Below are 21,006 nucleotides of genomic sequence, written 5' to 3'. Positions count from 1 at the left end.
CCAGATGACATAACCACCTGTGAAATACCCACCCGCATAGATATTCGGGAGTTTCTCTCCACGCTGTAGAAAATAGAATTTGAAGCCCTGGCAACTGAAAACATTCATCGTGACACCCGTCGTGACATGTCACATAACTATAAACTCAATTTTGTCTCATGCCAGCCCATCGTCTGCCAACATGCACCTTCACCGATGAATGCACAGCCCTGTTTATCACCTGGCAACGAGTCGCCGCACTTCCCGCATTTGCGCCCGGCTTGCTCGGTGAGCTGCGCCTGCAACTCTGCGTTGTCTTTGCGGATCAGCATGGTGATGTACTCGTCCATATCGTATGGCTCGCGCTGCGGTCGGCGGAGTGCGCAGTTTTCACGGAGCATCTCCACCTCCTGCCGGTCGAGCGCCACCTCGACCTTTTGCAAACCGGCGTCACACTGGCGGGCACGCTGCGCGGCTTTACGCTCTGCTGCTGACTTCGCCATATCACTCACCATCCTTCACGATGCCGCCTGCGGCCTCGATTGCTGCGTCTACCTGCTCACGCAACGTTGTGTGATACTCTTCGCAGTCATCACTGTTGCACTGTGACCAGAACATTGCACGACTGCCATAAAACATCGGCTCTCTAACTTCAACAACTTGCGCGCAAAGCCAGTCCATGCGTTTCGTGTCTGGATGCACGCCCGGCTTTTGCGGGGCGGTGAATAGTGGCTCTGACTCAATTTTGTGGTAGTTGCATTCAGGGCATTTAGTCGTGTGATGTAAGGATTCAAATCCGCAGCAGCCGCATGAATATCGCGTGTAATCAGCGTCCTCCATATGTGCCTGATCGCCTTTCAGCGCCTCAGTGCAAGCTTCGACCGCAATGCGCATGAACGCATCGGGACAGGCGGCGCGGTCGAGTGCAGCGCGAACCTTCTGAGACACAGGCCAATTAATTTCCGGTTTCAGCGCTGCGAGTTCTGCCTGTAGTTCATCGACTACCTGTCTGGCACAGTCGCGCTCTCTTAAGAATCTGCCAGCGAGTTTCTGTTCCTGATCGTAAAATGATTTCAGTTCATCAGCCCGCTGGCGTTCTGCTTCGAGCTTATCAGTGAGGTCGCGGATAATGTCTGCGGCGGTTTCGATTTGCTTTTTGAGCGACGCTGTATCTGTTGTATCGGTCATCTCTTTGGCTCCCATTTAAAGGCAGGTGATACAAGCTCATGCACGTAAGTTCCTTTTTCGTTGTATTGCTCAAGAGCCTGGATTACATCTTCATCATCCTGCGTATCGCCAAAAGAGCCGATGGCAAACAAAATCTCAGACGGTGCATTGAGGTTTATGAGGATGGTGGTCATTTCTTTAGCCAAGCGGCGTTTCATTTCATTGGTCATGGTTGTATCAGTCATGAGGTTGATCCTTCACCAGCGAAGATATTTCAGCCTCTAAAGCATCAACCTGAGCAGAGCAGAGATTCCAATCTCGGCGTTCTTCATCGCAAAGAGAATACTCAGCCATAGCGTTCATGCGCCCGCGCAATGAAATAACCAGTGCTCTTAATGTTGCCTCATAAGTGCCCATTATCCCTTCCTCCCAGCGCGCAGATTGGCGGCGACATCACGAGCGTCCTGAGCGCGTTGCTTGTACTTCAATGCAGTCGATTCGCTCATAGAAACTCCTTCTTCTGGTTTGATGGCCTCCCACGCTTCAGCTAATTCATCCACACCCTGTGCCTTAATCTCAGCGATAGCGGCGTCGGTAACCGGCGTTTCCGGGTCCCAGTCATTATCTTCGAACCAGGTATCGAGTGGCTCTGTGTCACCGTTCAGATGCCAGCCGAGAACTTCAAATCCCTTACCATAAAGTTCACTGTTGACTCCATCCACCGCTACTCGAAGCGCGGCATTCTCAGCCACCAACGCATCACGCTGAGCTATCAGGTGCTCAATAGATAATTCGGTAAACTTGCTGATGATTGGCTCAATAATTGCTGATGATTTATCATTAACTTCTGTTAACTCGTTATTTTTCATAATATTTATCCCATTCAAAATGTTAACGGTAATTACGGTTTTTAATTTCCTGCACTTCTTTGCAGCCCACGCAGAGCTGCACACCTGGCAGCGCATTGCGGCGTTCTTCCGGTATTTCGTTGTCGCACTCGGCGCAGAATCTTGCTGATGGGCGCGTTGAATGCTGGGTGACGGCCTTCAGGCGCATGTCCAGAATCTGCTGTTCTGTTTCGCTGACGTGGTCTAAGTGATCCATCAGGATTTCACTCCTAATCCGTGGCGGGCGATGAGCAGTGCGTCGGCAATGGCCTGCCCTTTGGCTTTTGCATCGAGAGCGCGCAGTGATGGGTAAAGCTGAATTGCCCGGCTGCGCGCCGCGTCTTTGTCGCTGCCGATGAGGCCAGCTGATTTCTTCCATGCCTGCGGGGTAACGAGGGAGTACGGCAGGAACATGCCCTGCAGGATCCCTTCGACGTTGCCCGCTGCGTGGCCGAACGTGAACATTGAGCTGACACCCTGACCCGGCATTGCGCCAACCTGTTCCAGATATGCGTGAGCAATGAGGCCCCGATACTGAAGCAGGAACGTTGCGACCTGCGCGCCGTTGACGCGTGATTTTGTCCCGACCTTCACAGTTGGCATGCTCAGATGGCTGATATAAGCGCCGTGCTCATTGATAACGACAATGGCGCCAGTGCAGCCGGGGTCGATCCCTACGAATAACTTGGTCATCAGTTGCCCCTTACCGCATTCTCGAACATCTTCACGACCAGCTTGGTGGCCTGAGAGCGACGACGAACACTGCGGGTTTTGCCACCACCAGACACATGGTATGTACCCAGCGTGCGGTTGTACCCGATGCGATATCCGGTTGCCTTACCACCCAATGTGAGCAACTCGGCGCCGCCGAAGGACGCCACCAATTCGTATTTAATTTCCATCAAATCGCTCCAGTTACCTTTAAGGTAAACATTACCATTATGGTAACTATATTCAACATAAAAAACGCGCTTGCTTTCACAAAACGCACCATCTCTAAAACGCTCTGTAACGCACCACAATCGTTTACGGATTCAAATCCATCTCGTTATGTGGCTTTACTGCTTTAAATCGATTCTCTGGGGCGCTGGTTGAAGAATTTCAGCACTCAGGACTTTTTCTTATCCAGTAAATCCATCCATGCAGGACGTGGACGCGTTTTATTTTCGATTCTGGTGGCCGGTGTCGGGACCTCCTCTCCAGCTGCCAGCTTCGCAGCCCATTCTCGGATCTCGGTACGCAGAGCTTTATCGACCTCAACGCCTGACAGGTTGTAACGCACCATACGCTGGCGTACTGATGTGCAGATCCAGTACAGCAGCCAGTTTGAATTACTCCACGGGAACAGCTCGGCACTGTCGTAGTACCCGCGATCGCGGCAGTAGCGCTTGAACTCTTTCGCCACGTCTTCGAAGGGGATCCCCAGATCAGTGCTGCTGGTGCTGTGAACCAGAGCCAGAAAGTCTGTCAGGTCTGGGGCATAGTTATTCCCTTCGTCCAGGCTGCGCCGCATGCATGCCGCCATGCCCGCTTTGATCTGGTCATTGGTGAGTTTTCCAATCGCTTGAATCCAGAGTGATGACGGGGCCGCCCCGTTCCTGCTTGTCCATTTGTCCGTATACATCTCCGTCATTTTCTTCCAGAAGAAAATCGCTTTCCTCGAGGCCGAGTTCTTTGCTGAGTCTGTCGGTGGCTTCTCTAACGGCTTCTGCTGCGCGGCCTTTGTAATCGCTTCCTGAACCAGTTCTTCTACTCGTTTCATGCTGACCACCTTTGATTTCGAATAAACCTGCCCAGCCATTTGCCATGCTCTGCTGGATGATCGACATCTGCTGTTGCTGATTACCGCCTGACAGCTCAAGCAGTTTGTTTATTGCTGCGCCTTCGCTTCGTGAAGTCGGTGCATACGCTTTGATCTTCATGTCCCGCCGGTAAAGCTTCCACTCGTCCCAAGCCTGGGCATTGAGTTGTGGCGGATAATCAAAAACCTTTTTCCCTCGGGGGACTACAGGGGGATCTGTTATATATTCTTTATCTGTTTCTTTATCTTTATCTGGTGTGACATTGCGTGACTCTTCGTGACGCGTCGTGACAGCTTTCTTTTGATTTGCCTTTTCTCTTTCCCTATCACGCTGAGCAGCCTTCCTCTCAGCCGCTGATTTTGCTGATGTTTCAGGGTTTCCATGGTCTTCACGTTTGGGCTGCCTGCGCTCCCATCCAGATATACGATCCCCCTCTAAAACTCTGCCTTGCATAGCCGAAATAACCGATTCGATTTCGTCCTCTGTCACGTCGAAATGTGACGCTAAGTCCTCCGTCGTGACATCTGCGTGACCTCGCGTGACATTTTGTGACGCACTAACCAGCAGGTGGATGTAGACCGACTGAACGAGAGAAATTGGCTGCTTGGAAACGCGGGCAATAGTTCGCCACTTCGGATCGTTGGGCATGTCATGCCACAGACGTAACCAGGAGTTTGCCATCAGCGAACCTCCGCAGTTCTTTCCCGAGCCTGTCTTTGTGTGCGCAGCAATTTCTGGCGCCACTCTTCTTTAGCCAGAGCAGCACAGGTGATGCAGACACCATTGCTGACGAACCGCTCAGCGTTGTGCCCACGTCGGCATGGTTTACCAGTACAAAAACGGCTGAGTCCGAGCTTCGCCGCATCCATACGATTGATGATTTTCACGATAACCCTCATTTATTCATTGGTCGTATGCCATAAGAATGCCTTTATTTTTCAGAACGATCAACCGTATTTGGATTTTTGTTACCGCGCTGCGAGACGCCCTTGATTTTCCGGCATAAAAAAACCTCCCGAAGGAGGTTTGCTTAACCTGGTGAAGGCTGAATCTGAATCATTCGTAAAAAAGACCAATGAATTTTTCTTTGGAAACGTCCGCCCCAGCCGCAACGCAAGCCTGATGAAGGTTACTCATCAGATCGTTACGTGGAACACGTCTTTTATGAATGAGATGGGTTTTTACATATGCCGGAGTTGTCCCGGCGGCCGTTGCAACTTGCAGACGATTTTCAGGACTCAGGCTTAGCCAGAACTTTTTGAAGTCGAAATCGTTCATTTTATCCTCGTTTAAATCGCTATATCGGTTCAATGATTACCCAAATGCTATCCCTCTGCAAGCGTCATTACCAAAATGGTGCATTTACCATTTCGGTAACTTTGGTTTAAATGACATCAATACGTTATTGCAACCGATAAGCAGGCCATGAAAAGCATTCACGACATCAGAAGAGAAAACCTCAGAACTATCATTCAGAAAGACTTTGACGGTAGGCAAATCCGCATGGCGGAAGCTTTAGGTTTTCAGGCAAATTTGATATCGCGCTGGATGGCATCGCCGGAGATGGCCAGTGCTAAAAATATTGGCGGCGCATCTGCACGTAAGATAGAAGCCGCTGCGCGACGACCGGCGTTCTGGCTGGATACCGATCACGGAATGGCAATGGCGGCAGACGCTGAACCATTGGACGCCAACACGGAGATCGGCATTATTGCTGCACAGAACCTGACTTCATGGATGCAGGCCAATAAAGAGCTGAAGTCCCAGGCTGCTGTCGCAGAAAAGGCTGAGGTCGGCCAGTCCACGGTTAATCGCCTGCTGAACCGCGAGGCCAGCATCTCTATCAACAACCTGGCTGCAATCGCCGCGGTATTTAACCGCCGGGCCTACGAACTACTGATCCCTCCGCACGATGAATCAGTTATTCAGTATGACCGCAGCAGGTACGCCGCCCTGCCCGCTGAAGAGAAAGCCAAGATCAAATCCTTCATCGACTTCGTGATGAGCGAAAACACCAAGTAATCCCCTCCTTACTCAGCGCCGTGTTCCATCATGGCGCCAGCTCCGGCATACACCTGCACCTCAAATAATTACCTTTTTGGTAACTTTATTTCTTGCTAACGATTGACACACCCCGAATATGCATTTAAATTACCTCCATCGGTTACCGAAATGGTAACCCGCTCTTTAAAAATCAGGATGACATACACCCCCGCAGACGCGGCTTTCATAAGGGAAATTGTATGTAGTGCTTTTACTCCCTGCGCCCTTGCGAGAGCGCAGGCGTAAACCCACTAACAGAGATAGCCAAAATGAAAAAACGCTACGCAGTACCACTTACTATGGTGACGTTAGAGTTTGCTCAACATATGTTTGAAGAGCATGGAATTATTCTGGTAATTGATGCAGACAGAGCAACAGGCCAGTGCAGCGAAGAGTGAAATTGTCCTGCGCCTACGTCAAATATGGGCGCAGCAGCAATTTCATACGGGAGTTCACCATGAAACTGATAAACACATTAACCGGGGAAATCTTCATCGTGCGACGTCGCGGTTGCGACTACCGCCTTGAAATGTCCTATCCGGACTCGAGCATCGCAGTGACGATGGACGAACGCCAATTTCTGGCCTTCACCTTCAAACCTGAAGTTGAGGAAATTAAGGAGCCAGATGCACCGGCTCACCCTTTTTATGCTTCAAATAGTTACCAAAACAGTAACTAATTAGGAGCCTGACATGCGTTTCACGATCCAAAACGGTAAACACGTTTTCACCATCAACGGCCAGACCCGCGCTTTTGAGAGTTTCCGCAGCGGTGTGGAATGGGCGTACACAACAAAAACGGCGATGAAAGTCGCCTGTGAATTTTAAGGACACAGCAATGAGTGAAGAAAAACAATTACCTTCCGTTGTTATCACGGAAGACATGGCGCCGACTCTTTACGTGCCGTTGGGGTTAGACGGATTCCTGGCTGAAATCCGTGAAGCAGTAAACGAGGTTCCCGACCTGAGCACAAAGAAAGGTCGTGACCGTATCGCTTCTCTCGCGGCGTCAGTCAGCCGCAGTAAAACGGCCATTGAAAAGCCGGGGCGTGAGTACCTGAAGCGCCTCAAGGAAGCCGTCAAGCCAGCTGAGGGGGAGCTGAAACGCTTTGTCGATGCGTGTGATGCATTGCGCGACGAGATTCGCCTACCTCTCACCGAGTATGAAAATGCGGAAAAACAGCGAATCGCTGACCTGCAAAACCGGCTTACCTGCCTGCGCAATTCATCACAGGTTGTTGATGAGTTCGGATCCCCTTACCACTCCTCTGAAATCGCGGCCCGCCTGAATGACGTGAAGGTCATCGCCATAGATGAGAGTTGGCTGGAATTAACAGCTGAAGCAGCCGTCGCTAAAGACGCGGCGGTTTCGAAGTTGGAACAGGCCCTCGAGATGGCGACCAAGCGTGAAGCGGAGGCCGCTGAGCTTGAAAACCTGCGGATTCAGCAGGAAGCACAGCGCCAGAAAGATCTGGAAGCCGCACGGGAAAAAGAAATCGCTGAGCGCGTCAAGCGAGAAGCGGATCAGGCGGCTCAAGCAGAACGTGAAGCCTCAGCAAAGCGTGAAGCTGATGCACTGGCAGCCCAGCAAAGAGCTGAGCGAGAAAAGAAAGAAGCTCTGGAAAAGGCAGAGCAGGAAAAACAGCAGGCAATCGCCGCCGAGCAGTTAAGAGCCCAGCAGGCTGAACAGGCTCGATTGGCAGAGCAAAAGCGTATCGCTGATGAAGCCGCTGCCCGCGCTGCAAACGTTGAGCATAAACGCGCGATTAATCAAAAGGCTGTTGCTGATTTGGTCGCTGCCGGAGTTCCTGAAGAATTCGCGATCCTCTGCATCCGTGGCATCGCATCAGGGAAAGTTTTTGCAACCAACATTAATTACTAACAGGTGAATGAAATGAGCTCACACGGAATTCATGAGCAGGTAGAGGAACGCCGCTGGGAACAGAGTTACGCCGACGAGCGCAAAGAAGAAATGCTGAAAGATCGGGCGGCTGAACTGGCTAAAGAGTTGCCCGCCACCTTCTCGGCAGCACTCAGCCCTTTCCTCCAGTTGTCGCACTTCTCTTCTGCAATGTCGAAAGCGGTCTGTTCCGAAGCCTACGAAGAATTGGTGTGGGCCATCTGCATGGAACAGGCAAAAGAAGAATACGACTACCGCTTCTTGATGGGGGAAGAACATTAATGGAACCGGGAATCTATCACGATATTTCAAACGAGGAATATCACAGCGGTGCTGGTGTCAGTAAGTCCCAGCTCGATGATGTGGCGGTGAACCCCGCCATCTTCCCCTGGAAGAAAACAGCGCCGGTAGATGATGAAAAGCTGAAGGCGTTGGACATGGGCACCGCCCTGCACTGCCTGCTGCTGGAGCCGGATGAATTCAGCAAGCGTTTCATCAAAGCACCAGAGTTTAACCGGCGCACCACCGACGGAAAAGAGCGCGAAAAGCAGTTCCTCAAAGACTGTGAGGACACTGGCAAAACGGTTATGGATTTTGAACAACACCGGAAACTGTCCCTTATGCAGGGCAGCGCAATGGCCTATCCACCGGCGCGCTGGCTGCTCGAGGCGGAAGGTCACACCGAGTCTTCATTCTACTGGCAGGACGATGAAACCGGCGAGCTGTGTCGTTGCCGCCCTGACAAATATCTAAAAGCTCGCCCGGTTATCGCTGACGTGAAAAAGGTTGCCGACATGGACCGGTTCGCCAGGCACATCGAGGAGTTCCGCTACCACGTGCAGGATGCCATGTACCGCGACGGGTTCTACCAGACCTTCAATGAATATCCCCTCTTCGTCTTCATCGCTGTCAGCGAAACGATCGACTGCGGCCGGTATCCGGTGCGCGTTTTTGAACTGGACACAGAAGACGTGGCAGAAGGTCACCGGCTCTACCGGCGTGATCTGAATACTTTCCATGAGTGCCGAACCAGCAATGTTTGGGGCGGAATCGAGAAAATCCAACGGCCTGCTTGGGCAAGAAAATAGGACTGTCAAAAATGAGTAATGAATTAGTTTTGAATAAAGATGCCGGTACAGCCGCTGCGATTTTCAGCCCGGATGGCCTCGATAAACTTCTCCGTTTTGCAGAGGTTATGGCGAAAGGCAATGTGACCGTTCCCTCCCACCTGGTAGGTAAACCTGCCGACTGTATGGCAGTTGCAATGCAGGCGGCTCAATGGGGAATGAATCCCTTTGCAGTAGCTCAGAAAACGCATGTTGTCAGCGGGACACTGGGTTACGAAGCTCAGTTAGTTAACGCAGTCATCACCACCATGTCGCCAACAAAAGACCGCATCAACTACGAGTGGTTTGGTCCCTGGGAAGGTGTAATCGGAAAGTTCGTCGAGAAGACATCGCAGAAAGGCAACAAATACATTGCACCTGACTGGACGTTGAAAGACGAAAAAGGCTGCGGCGTGCGGGTTTGGGCAACGATGAAAGGTGAAGATAAACCCCGTGAACTCGAGTTGCTCTTATCACAGGCTCAGGTAAGAAATTCCACCCTGTGGGCAAGCGACCCAAAACAGCAGCTCGCTTACCTCGCCGTTAAGCGATGGTCCCGCCTCCACTGCCCTGACGTGATAATGGGCGTTTATACCCCTGACGAACTGGCTGAAAGCACCCGCCCAGAAAGAGACATCACTCCGGCCACTACTTCAGCATCTGACCTGAACAACGTGATCAACGGCGTCTTGGAAGCGACGCAGGAAGAAAACACTGAGCTGATCGCCGAGTTAACCGCGCTGATTCAGGATGCAGCAACGCTGGAAGAAGCTGCCACCGCCGGTGAAAAGGTGAAAGAAAGCCAGTCACTGGTCAGTAAAAACGCTTACGAAGAGTTGCTTTACGCCGCGAAAGTGAAGTATGCGCGCATCGATAGTCACCACTGCATTGAGGCGGCGATCAAAAGCCTTGACCTTGGCGGTGAAGACCCTGCCGGCCAGTTCGCTGCGGTAGAGAAAGAACTGAAAAAGCGGGAACAGAAGCTCGGTGCTGAGCTGTTCGAAGCCTTCACCATCACCCTTAACGATCTCCGTCCTGAATTCCAATAACCACCATGCGGGGCAGTCGCCCCGCCCCTCTTGAGGATCAACCTATGAAAGCAGCAGTACGCAAAACCAAACTCTTGAGCATGGTGCCTCTGTCTGAGTACGCCATCGACAAGTTAGAAAAAGCCGGTGACTTTCCGAAGCGCTTCCCGCTCACCAGCCGCGTAGTGGCGTGGGATCAGGAAGAAGTAGAAGCGTGGCTGGATGCGCGCAAGCAGAACCCTGAGCTGATCGAGCGTGACCCGTCACTGGCGGCGAAGAACGCCCGCAACCCGAACCACCTGAAGGCGCAGCAGCGCGCCGAAGCCCACGCGGGGATGTGACCGCTCAATTTAGGAATCAGCCATGAATAAATCACAGCAGGTTGGAAACCTAAATTCTATGTCCGGTCACCCTATTTTGTACAAAGAACAACCGGGTGGCGCGAAAGCTTACTGGGATGGCAAGCAGGTCACCTGCCGCTGCCCGGCGTATGAGTTTCCGCACCGGTTCACTGGTGGAAGTTGCACCGGGTGGCATATGGCGAAGAACTGTTTCGACAACCGGATCAGTTGCCAAAACTGCAACTGCCTTCACTCCGGCGGCTGCGACGTTGTGAACGAGACAGAAAGCCCGGCTGAATGCTTGTTCGTGCTGGATTTCTGTGCGGATTATCAAATCAAATTACGGCGGTAAAACATGAAAGAGCGACCTATTTTATTCAACGCTGAGATGGTTAAGGCCATTCTCAGCGGTAGCAAGACGCAGACGCGCAGGGTTATGAAAGACCAGCCAACTGATTGCTTTAGCCCTATGAACATGGGGCTAGAGCTAGATTACACAGCGCGTTGGTATACCCCTGGAATCGTTGATAAGCATGGTTATCTCCAGCCAGCCAAGAAGGAGATTTTTGGGGTAGCAGACGATCACGAAGGGTACGAATGCCCGATTGGCGCAATAGGCGATCATCTATGGGTGCGTGAAACTTTCGCAACCCTTGGTAACGAAGATGGCTGTGCAATCGACTGGAAAGAAAATCTGGTCAAGGCTGGTGGTCCAGATGCAGCAAGAATATATCGCGCAAGCTGTGAGCAACGGCCCGGTAACTATGGCCTATGGTCAATTCCAGATGATGCATTCTGGAAGCCTCACACCGATAACATGCAATACGAAGGATCTTGGGTTCCATCCATCCACATGCCGCGCTGGGCATCACGCATCAACCTGCTGATCACCGGCGTTCGCGTTGAGCGGCTGCAGGATATCAGCCAAGAAGATGCTCAGGCGGAGGGGTTTGAGCTGAGTGGTTGGGTTCCATCTTATTCAAACCCTGACAATGCGGGGTTTGATGAAACACTGACCCCTTATGACAACTTCGCTGAAACATGGGAATCAATTTATGGTCAGCGCAGTTGGCTTCTTAACCCTTGGGTCTGGGTGATCGAGTTCGAGCGTGTAGGCGGTGACCTATGAGCATCGGTTATATCAACCTGTCAGCACAAGCAGTAGCCGCAGAGCAGTGCGGCGACTTTGCCGAGGCTGCGAAACTCTGGGCGGCAGCCAACGCGCTGGCGCATGGCAAAAACGTTTACTGGTCTGACGAACGCGCCGACTTCTGCCGCAAGGCTGAGAAGCGCGCCAAGGTAGTGGCCGGGGAGGCTTTCCAATATGAGCGAGCCAGCTGATAAACCGAAGGCCGAACAGCCTTTGCTGGATTACAACCGTGCGGCCGGTAAAAGCCGCAACCTGGCTAAGTTGGCAGAGCTGAAAGCGAAACTGGGGATGAAGGGAAAGCAATCATGATGGAAAAAGTAATCCTCGATATGTGCTGCGGCTCCAGGATGTTCTGGCTCGATAAACAAGATGAGCGCGCTGTATTCAGCGACGTGCGCAGCGAAAATCACACGCTATGCGATGGGCGCCATCTGGTGATCAGCCCGGATGTTATCGCCGACTTCCGCCAACTGCCGTTCGAAGATAACAGTTTTGCCCAGGTTGTATTCGATCCTCCTCACCTCGAGCGCGCTGGCGTGAATGGATGGATGCGCAAGAAGTACGGCGCGCTGGACAAAGCAACGTGGCGTGAAGACATCGCCGCCGGTTTCCGCGAAGCGTTCAGAGTGTTGCGGCCACACGGCACGCTCATTTTCAAATGGAACGAAACACAGATACCAGTTGCCCAGGTAATCGCGCTGACCGACCAGAAGCCAACAATCTGGCAGCGCACCGGCAAAGGCGACAAAACTCACTGGATCCTGTTTTTGAAGGAGTCAGCATGACCTACCAACTTATCTACGCCGATCCGCCGTGGCGCTATGACAACGTGATCAGCAACGGTGCCGCCGGTAACCACTACGGCACCATGTCGCTGACTGACCTGATGCGCCTGCCAGTCTGGTCGATTGCCGCAGAAAACGCAGTTCTGGCGATGTGGTACACCGGCACCCACAACGCCGAGGCCGTAAGGCTGGCCGAGGCGTGGGGCTTCAAAGTCAAAACGATGAAGGGTTTCACCTGGGTGAAGCTGAACCAGCTGGCGGAGCAGCACATCAATAAAGCGCTGGCCGCCGGTGAGGTTCAGGACTTCTACGACTTCATGGATCTGCTGAACACGCAGACACGCATGAACGGCGGTAACTACACCCGCGCCAATAGTGAGGACCTGCTCATCGCCGTGCGCGGCACCGGTCTCGAGCGCCGCAGCGCCAGCGTGAAGCAGGTGATCCACTCGCCGCTCGGTGAGCACAGCGCGAAACCGTGGGAAGCCCGGCACCGGCTCGAGTTGCTTTATGGTGACGTGTCACGCATTGAGTTGTTCAGCCGCGGTGATGCTGAAGGCTGGCACCACTGGGGGAACGAGTGCCCGCGCAGTGATATCGGCATTTTACCTGGTGGAGTAATGCACATCGACTGGGCCAGCGATAAGGAGAATGTAGCGTGAGTATTGACGAACAGAAAGACGACAGTGAAAACGTGCTGGCTTTCACCAAGCGCTTTGAGTCAAACGCCGACATCAAAGAAATGCTCAACCTCGTCAAAGCGGATAAGCCAGAGCATGCGCCTTATCGTTGCGGCCATGTGAATGTTTTAGTTGATGAGCACCTCCGTCAGCTCACATGTAGGCGCTGCGGTGCCGTCGTGGATGCATTCGACTGGATTAATGCACGCGCCGAAGGCGAGCAGAAGATCGACTGGGAACTCAAATCCCTGCGGCGGGAAGTCGTTGATCATCGTGATGGTCTTGAAAAACTGAAACGAGAAGAGCTGAACACCAGAAACCGCATTAAAAACGCCGAAGGAAAGCTGGCGAAAATCAGCATGGAAATAGCCAATAAAAGTAAGGCAGCAGGAATACCAATCGCTGCCTTAACAAAGGATACCTATGCTGACTGACAACCCAGTCAGCCCTTCTCTTTCTCGATCCACCCATCCACCATATTCGCCCACTTCTGCAACATGTCCCGGCGCTGCTCCGCGTATTCTGCTTTGTTGTAGACTGCGCGGACGCCGCGCTGCTCATGTGCCAGACACTTCTCAATCCAGTCAGTATTAAACCCCGCCTCATGTAGTAGCGTTGACGCCGTCCGGCGCAGGTCGTGGACGGTGAAATGCTCGACCTCCACCCCATGCCTACCCATCATTTTAATAGCATTAGTAATCAGCGCATTCAACGCGGCTGGAGAAAGCGGGTCGTTATCGCTGAATCTGCCAGGGTGAATGAACGCAGCATTACCGTAAATAGAATGCAGCCCCACCAGAATATCGAAAGCCTGATCTGACAAGTAAACGACGTGCGCCCGAGACATCTTCATGATGGCTGCAGGTATCGTAAGAGTTCTTTTTTCAAAGTCCACCATGCTCCAATTGGCAGAAAGGATTTCATTCTTTCTCAGCATGGTCAGCAGTAGAAGTTTTAGCAGCATACGAATTGATGGTGCGCTACCAGTATGGGTCAGGCCGTTAAAGAATTTGCCTATTTCCCTTTCACTTAGTGACCTGTCACGCGGTTTGAATTTTGCTATGCTGCCTGCACGTATGCGATCGACAGGGTTCTCTCCCTCAAATCCGCGGTCCTTTGCAAACCTGAAAACTTTACCAACGATGTCCCGGATAAGCAGTGCTGTAGAAGGTGCGCCTGCATCCCGGACTTTTTCGCAATGCTCCCTCAGCATATTGGGGGTTATCTCTTTGAGCAGCATTTTCCCGTAGACGGGTGTGATGTGTTTTTTCATCGTTGCCGATCGCAGAGCCATAGTAGAATCAGCGATATCCCACTGCTTAAACCAGAGGTCTGCGTAGTCAGTGAACCGGCTGGCATTGCGGGCGTGGGACTTACCTTCCCTCTTCTTACCCGCTGGCGACTCTCCCGCATCCACAGCCTTTTTCGCAGCATTAAGCTTTTCTCTCGCCTCTGCCAGTGATATACCTTTATCACCGTACTTTCCGATTGTGAGCGTCTCTCTGCGACCGTTGATCCTATAGTCGTACCTGAAGCTGACGGTACCTCTCGGTGATACCGCAACATACAGGCCGTCACGGTCAGAAACCTTGTACAGCTTGGCCTGTGGTTTCAGGCTTTTTAATTTTGTGTCAGTGAGCATTGAGATTTCTCAGGATAAATACCGTCAAAGTTACCGAAATGGTGTCGGTATTAGTCGAGCAAAACTACCCTGAAAAATAAATACCGTCAAAAAAACCGACGGTAAAATGATGCTCACCGAAATCGTTTTCAATCGTTAAAAAGAAAAGAGGCCACACGATAACCGCGAGCCTCTTGGTTTTTGAAATCGCATGCAATCGTTAAAAAGCCATGCTATACAATCAGAATTAGGTTATATAGACCAACGAGGTATTTATCATGACTATGAAAAAACCTGAGAGCTGGCCCTCCGCCCTCAACTCGCTGGCCTCAGACGTGCTTGCCACGCTGTCGCAACCCGTTAACCGCGTATGGAATATGTTAACTGGCACTCAGCAGCCGCTCAGAGCAAGGATTGTTCATCGTTATGCCGTGCCGTCCTCGCGCACCATCAGCGTGGCGGAAGGATTCTTCGGGTTTATTCCGGTGGAATCTTATGAAAACGAGCGCTTCATTCTGGAAGTCGCTTACGCCGACAAACAGTATCAGGTTGAAGTACCGCGCGCGTATTACCAGAAAAGTAACATCGGCGACGGGATCGACATCCACACGCTCTGAACCTTTTCACCCTCTCCTTTTTCCGCTAACAGGCGATGCTCACGGGCATCGCCTGTTTTGTTTCGCCTCGTCATTCCTCTTTAAATTCTGTTCAACTCCACAGATTTCGCTTTTATTTTGCTCAGTTCCTGAAAAATATTGACATAATGATCACCTGAATTTAGAAAATTATTTACATTCCATTCTGATAACGATCTGAGGTTTTTGATGACCAGCCAGACTTCCCCTGCTGTAACCAGCGCCAGCCAGTCCCGTCGTGCACTCGTCGCCGGTTCGGTCGGCAACTTTATCGAATGGTACGAATTCGGTGTCTACGGGTATCTGGCGACGCTGATCGCCGGTAACTTCTTCACCCTCGAAGGCCAGAGCGGGCTCACCGGCTTATTGCTCACCTACGCCTCTTTCGCCCTGGCATTTTTCTGCCGTCCGATAGGCGCGATCATTTTTGGCCGCATCGGCGACCGCATTGGCCGTAAACCTACGCTTATCGCCGTCGTGCTGCTGATGACCGTCGCCACCGCCATCATTGGCCTGCTGCCCACTTACGCGCAGATCGGCGTGGCGGCACCGCTGTTACTGACGCTGATGCGCATGTTCCAGGGGCTGTTTGCCGGGGGAGAATTTGGCGGCGCGGTTTCGCTGATGACCGAGTTCGCACCGAAGGGCAAGCGCGGGATTTACGGCGCATGGCAGTCGTTTACCGTGTCACTGGGTTTACTGACCGGCGTCGGGCTGGTGGCGATTCTGGTGCAGACACTGCCGGAAGCGCAGATGAAAGACTGGGGCTGGCGTATTCCGTTCCTGCTGGCCTTGCCGATGGGGCTGGTGGCGCTGTGGCTGCGTCTGAAACTCGATGAAACACCGAGCTTTGTCGCCAGTAAAAAACCGGATGTCAAAACCCGGCAGACGGCGGCGGAAAAAGCTTCCGCCATTGCCACCGCGAAAGCCATCGCCCTGGGTATTGGCCGTATGATGGGCTGGTCAGCGGGCGGTTATACGTTTCTGGTGGTGATGCCTTCTTATCTGCAAACCTCGCTGCACGCCACGTTCTTACAGGCGCTGGTGGCCACCGTGCTGGCGAACGTCGGTTTCGCCATTGCCATTCTTCCTTCCGGCTGGCTGAGCGATAAAATTGGCCGTAAAAAAGTCATGATGGCCGCCGTGCTGGCGGTGATTATTCTCAGCTTCCCGCTGCTGCATTTGCTGCAAAACCCTGAGAGCAGCCTGCTGGCGAAAGGCATTGCGGTGCTGATCGCCGGTGCCACCATCGGCATGATCGCCGGCCCCGGTCCGGCCATGCTGGCGGAAATGTTCCCGACCCGCGTGCGCTACACCGGCCTTGGCCTGTCGTACTCACTGTCGAATGCGGTATTTTCGGGCTGTGCGGGGCTTATCATCACCGGTCTTATTAAAGAAACCGGCAATCTGGATATTCCGGCGTACTACGTGGTAGCCACCTGTATCGTCAGTCTGTTTGCGCTGATGACCTTGCGCAAAGATGACCACCTGCGCGAACTGGAAAAATAGCCGATGAAAGGAATGAATTTGCAGTCGCGGCTGGAGGCGTTGCAGGGCAGTTTTTCGCAGGCGGAACAGCGGGTGATTACCCTGATCATCAGCGATCCGCCCGGCGTGGCGCAGCTGGGCGTGGCCGAACTGGCAAAGCGCGCCGCCACCAGCACCGCGACCGTGGTGCGCGCCAGTCGTCGTTTAGGCTTCGAAGGCTATCCGGCGCTGAGGCTGGCGTTAGCCGCTGAACTGCCGCGCAATGCCCCGGCGGGAGAACCGCTGGTGGCCGACATCGGCGAGGGCGACACGCCGAAACAGATCCTGCATAAACTGCTGGCGTTTGAAGTGGAAGGCGCGAGCGCTACCGCGCAACTGCTCAGCGGCGACACCCTCGAACAGGCCGTCAGCGTGCTGTCGCAGGCGCGGCGTATCGACGTTTACGGTGCCGGTGCCTCTGCGCTGGTGGCACAAGATTTTTGCCAGAAACTGCGCCGTATTGGCGTCATCGCTCAGACCTACGGCAGCACCGATGAAAGTCTGGTCAGCGCCTGCCAGTTAACCGCCGCCGATGTGGCGCTGGCGATTTCCCACTCCGGTGAAACCACCGGCGTGCTGGATGCGCTGATGCAGGCCAAAAGCAGCGGCGCGATGACGTTGTCGATCACCGCTGGCGGGCGTTCCCCCCTCGCCCGTAAAGCCGACGTCGTGCTGCTGACCAGCGGTCGCGAACTGGGTTTTCGCGCCGCCGCGATGGCCAGCCGCACCAGCCAGTTGCTGATCATCGACTGTCTTTATATCGGTATCGCCCAGCGTCTGCCGGGTGCGCGCGATGCGCTGCGTAAAACCCACGACGCCGTCCGCCAGCGCCGCCGCTGAATTTACTGCGATCCGGAACGCGCCTTCTATACTTCTTAAAACACGACGTTTTATGAGGGCAACTATGTTCACCCATCGTTTGGTATTTCCTGCCAGCGTGCTGCGCGGGCGCGGGGCGATTAAACATCTTGGCGCGATGTGCGGACGTTTAGGCCAGCGCGCCATACTGGTGGGCGGTAAACGCGCCATTGCCAGCGTCGAGGCAAAAGTCGCCGATCAGCTCGAACAGCAGATGGTCAGCTATCTTGGCAGCGAAGTGTTCAGCGGCGAATGTTGCCAGCAGGAAATCAACCGCCTGGCCGACATCTTCCGCACGCAGGGCGTCGAAGTGATTATTGCCACCGGCGGCGGCAAAGCCATCGACACCGCCAAAGCCGCAGGCGTCGCCTGCAACATTCCTGTGGTGACACTGCCAAGCATTGCGGGCACCTGTTCTGCCGTCACTTCACTGACCTTTCGCTACCACGAAGACGGTCAGTTCCGCGATATGTTCCCCCTCTCCTGCGGCCCGGCGGCGGTGGTGATTGACGCCGATCTTCTCGCCACCTCGCCGCTGCACTGGCTTTCCGCAGGCATCGGCGACACGCTGGCAAAGTGGTATGAGTACCGCGCCATCAGCGATCTTAATCAGCTCACCGGCCTGGCGGGCGTTGCGCGAACCAACAGTGAACTCTGTTATACCCTGATCGAACATTTCGCCGCCGATGCCTGTTTCGCGGTGCAGGAAGGTAAAGCCAACAACGCCCTCGAGCAGGTCCTCGACGCAATTTTCCTTTACGCCGGGCTGACCTCGGTGATGAGTAACGGCGCCCATACCGGCGCAGCACATGCCTTATACGAAGGGTTCACCGCCTGCGCCAAAACCCGCCACGTCGCCCACGGCCTGCTGGTCGGTTACGGTAATCTGTGCCTGCTGGCGCTCGAAGGCCGCAGCGACGAAGAATTACTGACCGCCATCGCCCTCGCGCGTGCCAGTGCGGTGCCGACACAACTTTCTCAGCTCGCCGAGGGCATCACAGAGGAAGATCTGGCCGTGATTATTGACAGAAGCCTGAGTACACCGGATATGGGGAACATGCCGGGGGAGATCACATTTGGGGGGGTTCGCGGGGCGATAGAGAGAATAGAGTTGGTATCCTTGTCAGGGGGGAGTTAATCAGGGTGTTTCAGGGGGTTCTGTTAACACTTCAAGGTCAAAACCTTGGGCTCGCCGCCCAAACGGGCCTTAAGGGGGGCTTATCGCCGCCCCCCTTAAGAATCCCAGGCTCTTTCACTGCGCGCTACCGCTCGCTGGCTATGTTTCAGGGGCCACCGTTATTGCCGCAAAATCCCGCCGCTCCGCAGTGCCCTCCGGTCGGGTTACAACCCGCGCAAACAGACGCGCGGTTTTCCACCTCTCCCTTCGGCGTGATTTTTGAGCGCGGCCACTGGCATTTCAAAAACAAAGGGAATGTGTTTGGTTTTGCTTTCCTCCTTTCCCATCGCAGTGGGAGGATAAAAACCTTCGTTTTACATAGCCTCTGGCCGCGCTCAAAACGACGTCGAATGAACGGTGAGAAACCGCGAGGGTGTTTTTCCGAGCGGGTCCGAACCTGAAATGAGAGGACCGCGCAGCGGCGGCGTTTGCGGCAATAGCGGTGGCCGCTGGAATATAGCCCGCGAGCGGCAGCGCGCAGTGAAAAGACGCGGGAGATCCAAGAGGGGCCCGTCCTGGCCCCTTTTGGGCGGTTTCGGCGACAGCCGCTGAGCGATCACCGCACGTGAGAAACCGAAATTTTCACCAGGCCCCTAAAATGGTCGCGTTACAACGCGTGGAATAGCCGCCGCCCCCCAAGTCGGTGTGGGCCGACGCCCACGACCTTGAACTTGAACTTGAACTTGAACTTGAACTTGACCTTAAACTCAAAGCCCTCGCCCGCCAAACTGTTATACACATCCATCACCTAACTGTATCTGTTATACACCCCCTCCCCGTGTTTCAATCCCTTCCCTCATGAAACCATGAAACGCCACAATTTGAATAAATTTTAACCAATTTAGTTCTACCACCTATCCTTGGTTAAAGGGATCACCTGCAAAAAAAGAGGTTCTATGTTTGGTCTGGATGCCCTGGAGCTGGCACGTATACAGTTCGCTTTCACCGTTTCCTTCCACATTATTTTTCCGGCTATCACCATCGGGCTTGCCAGTTTTCTGGCGGTGCTTGAGGGCATGTGGCTGAAAACAAAGAAAGAGGAATACCGCGACCTTTACCATTTCTGGTCGAAAATTTTTGCCGTTAACTTCGGAATGGGCGTGGTGTCCGGGCTGGTGATGGCTTACCAGTTCGGCACAAACTGGAGCTTTTTCTCCTCGTTCGCCGGGAGCATTACCGGCCCGTTGCTCACTTATGAAGTCCTGACCGCCTTCTTCCTCGAAGCCGGTTTTCTTGGCGTCATGCTGTTCGGCTGGAACAGAGTCGGCCCCGGCCTGCACTTTTTCGCGACCTGTATGGTGGCGCTCGGCACGCTGATGTCCACGTTCTGGATCCTGGCCTCCAACAGCTGGATGCACACGCCGCAAGGGTATGAAATCGTCAATAACCAGGTGATCCCGGTCGACTGGTTTAAAGTGATTTTCAATCCGTCATTCCCTTACCGCCTGCTGCATATGACCACCGCCGCGTTCCTGTCTTCGGCGTTCTTTGTGGGCGCGTCTGCCGCCTGGCATCTGCTGAAAGGCCGCAACACGCCCGCGATGCGCACCATGCTGTCGATGGCAATGTGGATGGCGCTGATCGTCTCGCCCATTCAGGCCTTTCTCGGTGATGCGCACGGCCTGAATACCCTGAAATATCAGCCGGCTAAAATCGCCGCCATTGAAGGCCACTGGGAGAACAAAAACAGCGAGCCGACGCCGCTTATCCTGTTCGGTTACCCCGACATGCAACGCGAGGAAACCCGTTACGCCCTCGAAATCCCCTATCTGGGCAGCCTGATCCTCACGCACAGTCTGTCCGAGCAAATTCCGGCACTGAAATCTTTCCCGAAAGAGGATCGCCCGAATTCGACCATCATTTTCTACACCTTCCGCATCATGGCCGGTCTGGGGATGCTGATGATTGTGCTAGGTCTGTGGAGTCTGGTGCTGCGCTGGCGCGGCAATCTGTATGAGAACAAAGCGTTCCTGCGCTTTGCCTTATGGATGGGCCCTTCCGGGCTGATTGCCCTGCTGGCGGGGTGGTTTACCACGGAAATCGGGCGGCAGCCGTGGGTGGTGTATGGCCTGCTGCGCACTAAAGATGCCGTCTCCAGCCACGGGGCGATGCAGATGAGCATCAGCCTGCTGCTGTTTGTGGTGATTTATTCGTCGGTGTTTGGCGTGGGCTATCTCTACATGATGAAGCTCATCCGCAAAGGGCCGCAGCCGCACGAAGGACAAAGCAGCGAACACGGCGGTCCGGGGCAACATCGCACACCGGCGCGTCCGCTGTCGGCCATCAAAGAACCACTCGAAGACGAAGGCAAAGGAGTCTGA

Annotated in this window: 32 protein-coding genes and 1 pseudogene; 21 read left to right on the top strand and 12 right to left on the bottom strand. The window is 53.7% G+C overall.

The features are described 5' to 3' along the window. Positions 1-137: 137 nt before the first annotated feature. From J1779_RS15075 to J1779_RS15025, 11 genes and pseudogenes are all read right to left on the bottom strand, one after another. Entirely contained in the window at positions 138-482 is a 345-nt protein-coding gene (locus J1779_RS15075; RefSeq protein ID WP_217204141.1) for a hypothetical protein, read from the bottom strand. A 1-nt stretch (position 483) separates the two neighbouring features. Next, entirely contained in the window at positions 484-1,167 is a 684-nt protein-coding gene (locus tag J1779_RS15070; protein ID WP_217204140.1) for a hypothetical protein, read from the bottom strand. Further along, on the bottom strand, positions 1,164-1,391 hold the full coding sequence (locus tag J1779_RS15065; RefSeq protein ID WP_217204139.1) for a Rossmann-fold NAD(P)-binding domain-containing protein: 228 nt from the start codon (positions 1,389-1,391) through the stop codon (positions 1,164-1,166). The genes J1779_RS15070 and J1779_RS15065 overlap by 4 nt, the downstream gene beginning before the upstream one ends. Further along, positions 1,384-1,563 (bottom strand): hypothetical protein, encoded by a 180-nt coding sequence (locus J1779_RS15060; RefSeq protein ID WP_217204138.1) that lies wholly within the window; start codon positions 1,561-1,563, stop codon positions 1,384-1,386. The genes J1779_RS15065 and J1779_RS15060 overlap by 8 nt, the downstream gene beginning before the upstream one ends. Continuing rightward, positions 1,563-2,015, bottom strand: a complete 453-nt coding sequence (locus J1779_RS15055) for a hypothetical protein (RefSeq protein ID WP_217204137.1) — start codon at positions 2,013-2,015, stop codon at positions 1,563-1,565. Before J1779_RS15055 ends, J1779_RS15060 begins: the two co-directional genes overlap by 1 nt. A 22-nt stretch (positions 2,016-2,037) precedes the next feature. Continuing rightward, positions 2,038-2,250: a TraR/DksA C4-type zinc finger protein gene (locus J1779_RS15050; RefSeq protein ID WP_217204136.1), complete on the bottom strand. Its 213-nt coding sequence runs from the start codon at positions 2,248-2,250 to the stop codon at positions 2,038-2,040. Next, the gene (locus J1779_RS15045; protein ID WP_217204135.1) at positions 2,250-2,726 is read right to left on the bottom strand and encodes a RuvC family protein; all 477 of its coding nucleotides are present in this window, start codon (positions 2,724-2,726) and stop codon (positions 2,250-2,252) included. The genes J1779_RS15050 and J1779_RS15045 overlap by 1 nt, the downstream gene beginning before the upstream one ends. Further along, entirely contained in the window at positions 2,726-2,935 is a 210-nt protein-coding gene (locus J1779_RS15040; protein ID WP_217204134.1) for a hypothetical protein, read from the bottom strand. The genes J1779_RS15045 and J1779_RS15040 overlap by 1 nt, the downstream gene beginning before the upstream one ends. 206 nt (positions 2,936-3,141) lie before the next feature. After that, positions 3,142-3,546: a replication protein P gene (locus J1779_RS15035; protein ID WP_217204133.1), complete on the bottom strand. Its 405-nt coding sequence runs from the start codon at positions 3,544-3,546 to the stop codon at positions 3,142-3,144. 514 nt (positions 3,547-4,060) lie between these two features. After that, positions 4,061-4,516, bottom strand: a pseudogene (locus tag J1779_RS15030) (phage replisome organizer); the annotation flags it as partial. A gap of 375 nt (positions 4,517-4,891) precedes the next feature. After that, on the bottom strand, positions 4,892-5,113 hold the full coding sequence (locus J1779_RS15025; RefSeq protein WP_217204132.1) for a hypothetical protein: 222 nt from the start codon (positions 5,111-5,113) through the stop codon (positions 4,892-4,894). Between the two features lie 147 nt (positions 5,114-5,260). On the opposite strand from J1779_RS15025, the gene J1779_RS15020 reads away from it, so the two are divergent. The 16 genes from J1779_RS15020 to J1779_RS14960 all read left to right on the top strand — a co-directional run bounded on the left by J1779_RS15020 (position 5,261) and on the right by J1779_RS14960 (position 13,301). Beyond that, positions 5,261-5,857 carry a helix-turn-helix domain-containing protein gene (locus tag J1779_RS15020; RefSeq protein WP_217204131.1) on the top strand — a complete coding sequence of 199 codons (597 nt, stop codon included), beginning with the start codon at positions 5,261-5,263 and terminating at the stop codon, positions 5,855-5,857. 290 nt (positions 5,858-6,147) lie between these two features. Next, positions 6,148-6,276 carry a hypothetical protein gene (locus J1779_RS25640; RefSeq protein WP_274388813.1) on the top strand — a complete coding sequence of 43 codons (129 nt, stop codon included), beginning with the start codon at positions 6,148-6,150 and terminating at the stop codon, positions 6,274-6,276. A gap of 59 nt (positions 6,277-6,335) precedes the next feature. Continuing rightward, positions 6,336-6,557, top strand: a complete 222-nt coding sequence (locus J1779_RS15015; RefSeq protein WP_217204130.1) for a hypothetical protein — start codon at positions 6,336-6,338, stop codon at positions 6,555-6,557. Positions 6,558-6,570: 13 nt separating this feature from the next. After that, positions 6,571-6,705, top strand: a complete 135-nt coding sequence (locus J1779_RS25635) for a hypothetical protein (RefSeq protein ID WP_274388812.1) — start codon at positions 6,571-6,573, stop codon at positions 6,703-6,705. Positions 6,706-6,715: 10 nt separating this feature from the next. Further along, positions 6,716-7,759, top strand: coding sequence for a hypothetical protein (locus J1779_RS15010; protein ID WP_217204129.1), 1,044 nt, complete (start codon positions 6,716-6,718; stop codon positions 7,757-7,759). A gap of 12 nt (positions 7,760-7,771) precedes the next feature. Further along, positions 7,772-8,059: a host nuclease inhibitor GamL gene (gene gamL, locus J1779_RS15005; RefSeq protein WP_217204128.1), complete on the top strand. Its 288-nt coding sequence runs from the start codon at positions 7,772-7,774 to the stop codon at positions 8,057-8,059. Further along, positions 8,059-8,865: a PD-(D/E)XK nuclease-like domain-containing protein gene (locus J1779_RS15000; RefSeq protein ID WP_217204127.1), complete on the top strand. Its 807-nt coding sequence runs from the start codon at positions 8,059-8,061 to the stop codon at positions 8,863-8,865. The genes gamL and J1779_RS15000 overlap by 1 nt, the downstream gene beginning before the upstream one ends. An 11-nt stretch (positions 8,866-8,876) precedes the next feature. After that, complete coding sequence (locus J1779_RS14995) at positions 8,877-9,932, top strand: RecT family recombinase (RefSeq protein WP_217204126.1); 1,056 nt, start codon at positions 8,877-8,879, stop codon at positions 9,930-9,932. A gap of 44 nt (positions 9,933-9,976) precedes the next feature. Next, positions 9,977-10,252 carry a helix-turn-helix transcriptional regulator gene (locus J1779_RS14990; RefSeq protein ID WP_112288488.1) on the top strand — a complete coding sequence of 92 codons (276 nt, stop codon included), beginning with the start codon at positions 9,977-9,979 and terminating at the stop codon, positions 10,250-10,252. A 22-nt stretch (positions 10,253-10,274) separates the two neighbouring features. Then, positions 10,275-10,604, top strand: a complete 330-nt coding sequence (locus J1779_RS14985) for a hypothetical protein (protein WP_238485172.1) — start codon at positions 10,275-10,277, stop codon at positions 10,602-10,604. Between the two features lie 3 nt (positions 10,605-10,607). After that, complete coding sequence (locus tag J1779_RS14980) at positions 10,608-11,381, top strand: ASCH domain-containing protein (protein WP_217204125.1); 774 nt, start codon at positions 10,608-10,610, stop codon at positions 11,379-11,381. Further along, entirely contained in the window at positions 11,378-11,593 is a 216-nt protein-coding gene (locus J1779_RS14975) for an ANR family transcriptional regulator (protein ID WP_217204124.1), read from the top strand. Before J1779_RS14980 ends, J1779_RS14975 begins: the two co-directional genes overlap by 4 nt. After that, positions 11,577-11,711: a hypothetical protein gene (locus tag J1779_RS25630; protein WP_274388811.1), complete on the top strand. Its 135-nt coding sequence runs from the start codon at positions 11,577-11,579 to the stop codon at positions 11,709-11,711. The genes J1779_RS14975 and J1779_RS25630 overlap by 17 nt, the downstream gene beginning before the upstream one ends. Further along, positions 11,708-12,187 (top strand): class I SAM-dependent methyltransferase, encoded by a 480-nt coding sequence (locus J1779_RS14970; protein WP_217204123.1) that lies wholly within the window; start codon positions 11,708-11,710, stop codon positions 12,185-12,187. The genes J1779_RS25630 and J1779_RS14970 overlap by 4 nt, the downstream gene beginning before the upstream one ends. Continuing rightward, a complete protein-coding gene (locus J1779_RS14965; protein ID WP_217204122.1) occupies positions 12,184-12,849 on the top strand; it encodes an MT-A70 family methyltransferase in 666 nt (221 codons plus the stop codon). The genes J1779_RS14970 and J1779_RS14965 overlap by 4 nt, the downstream gene beginning before the upstream one ends. Beyond that, positions 12,846-13,301, top strand: coding sequence for a hypothetical protein (locus J1779_RS14960; RefSeq protein ID WP_217204121.1), 456 nt, complete (start codon positions 12,846-12,848; stop codon positions 13,299-13,301). Before J1779_RS14965 ends, J1779_RS14960 begins: the two co-directional genes overlap by 4 nt. Positions 13,302-13,309: 8 nt before the next feature. On the opposite strand, the gene J1779_RS14955 is transcribed toward J1779_RS14960, so the two are convergent. Continuing rightward, entirely contained in the window at positions 13,310-14,509 is a 1,200-nt protein-coding gene (locus J1779_RS14955) for a tyrosine-type recombinase/integrase (protein ID WP_217204120.1), read from the bottom strand. Positions 14,510-14,766: 257 nt separating this feature from the next. Here J1779_RS14955 and J1779_RS14950 point away from each other — a divergent pair, with 257 nt between their 5' ends. The 5 genes from J1779_RS14950 (at position 14,767) to J1779_RS14930 (ending at position 21,006) form a co-directional block, all read left to right on the top strand. Continuing rightward, positions 14,767-15,105 (top strand): hypothetical protein, encoded by a 339-nt coding sequence (locus J1779_RS14950; RefSeq protein ID WP_056780385.1) that lies wholly within the window; start codon positions 14,767-14,769, stop codon positions 15,103-15,105. Positions 15,106-15,312: 207 nt separating this feature from the next. Beyond that, complete coding sequence (locus J1779_RS14945) at positions 15,313-16,632, top strand: MFS transporter (protein ID WP_122095428.1); 1,320 nt, start codon at positions 15,313-15,315, stop codon at positions 16,630-16,632. Positions 16,633-16,635: 3 nt separating this feature from the next. After that, positions 16,636-17,490, top strand: a complete 855-nt coding sequence (locus J1779_RS14940; RefSeq protein WP_122095429.1) for a MurR/RpiR family transcriptional regulator — start codon at positions 16,636-16,638, stop codon at positions 17,488-17,490. Positions 17,491-17,554: 64 nt separating this feature from the next. After that, positions 17,555-18,646: an iron-containing alcohol dehydrogenase family protein gene (locus J1779_RS14935; RefSeq protein WP_217204119.1), complete on the top strand. Its 1,092-nt coding sequence runs from the start codon at positions 17,555-17,557 to the stop codon at positions 18,644-18,646. Positions 18,647-19,581: 935 nt separating this feature from the next. Beyond that, entirely contained in the window at positions 19,582-21,006 is a 1,425-nt protein-coding gene (locus J1779_RS14930; protein ID WP_122095431.1) for a cytochrome ubiquinol oxidase subunit I, read from the top strand.

It is taken from the genome of Rahnella rivi, assembly GCF_019049655.1.
Classification (GTDB): domain Bacteria; phylum Pseudomonadota; class Gammaproteobacteria; order Enterobacterales; family Enterobacteriaceae; genus Rahnella; species Rahnella rivi.
Note: the sequence above shows the minus strand (reverse complement) of the source record. Positions and strands in the feature narration are given on the sequence as shown.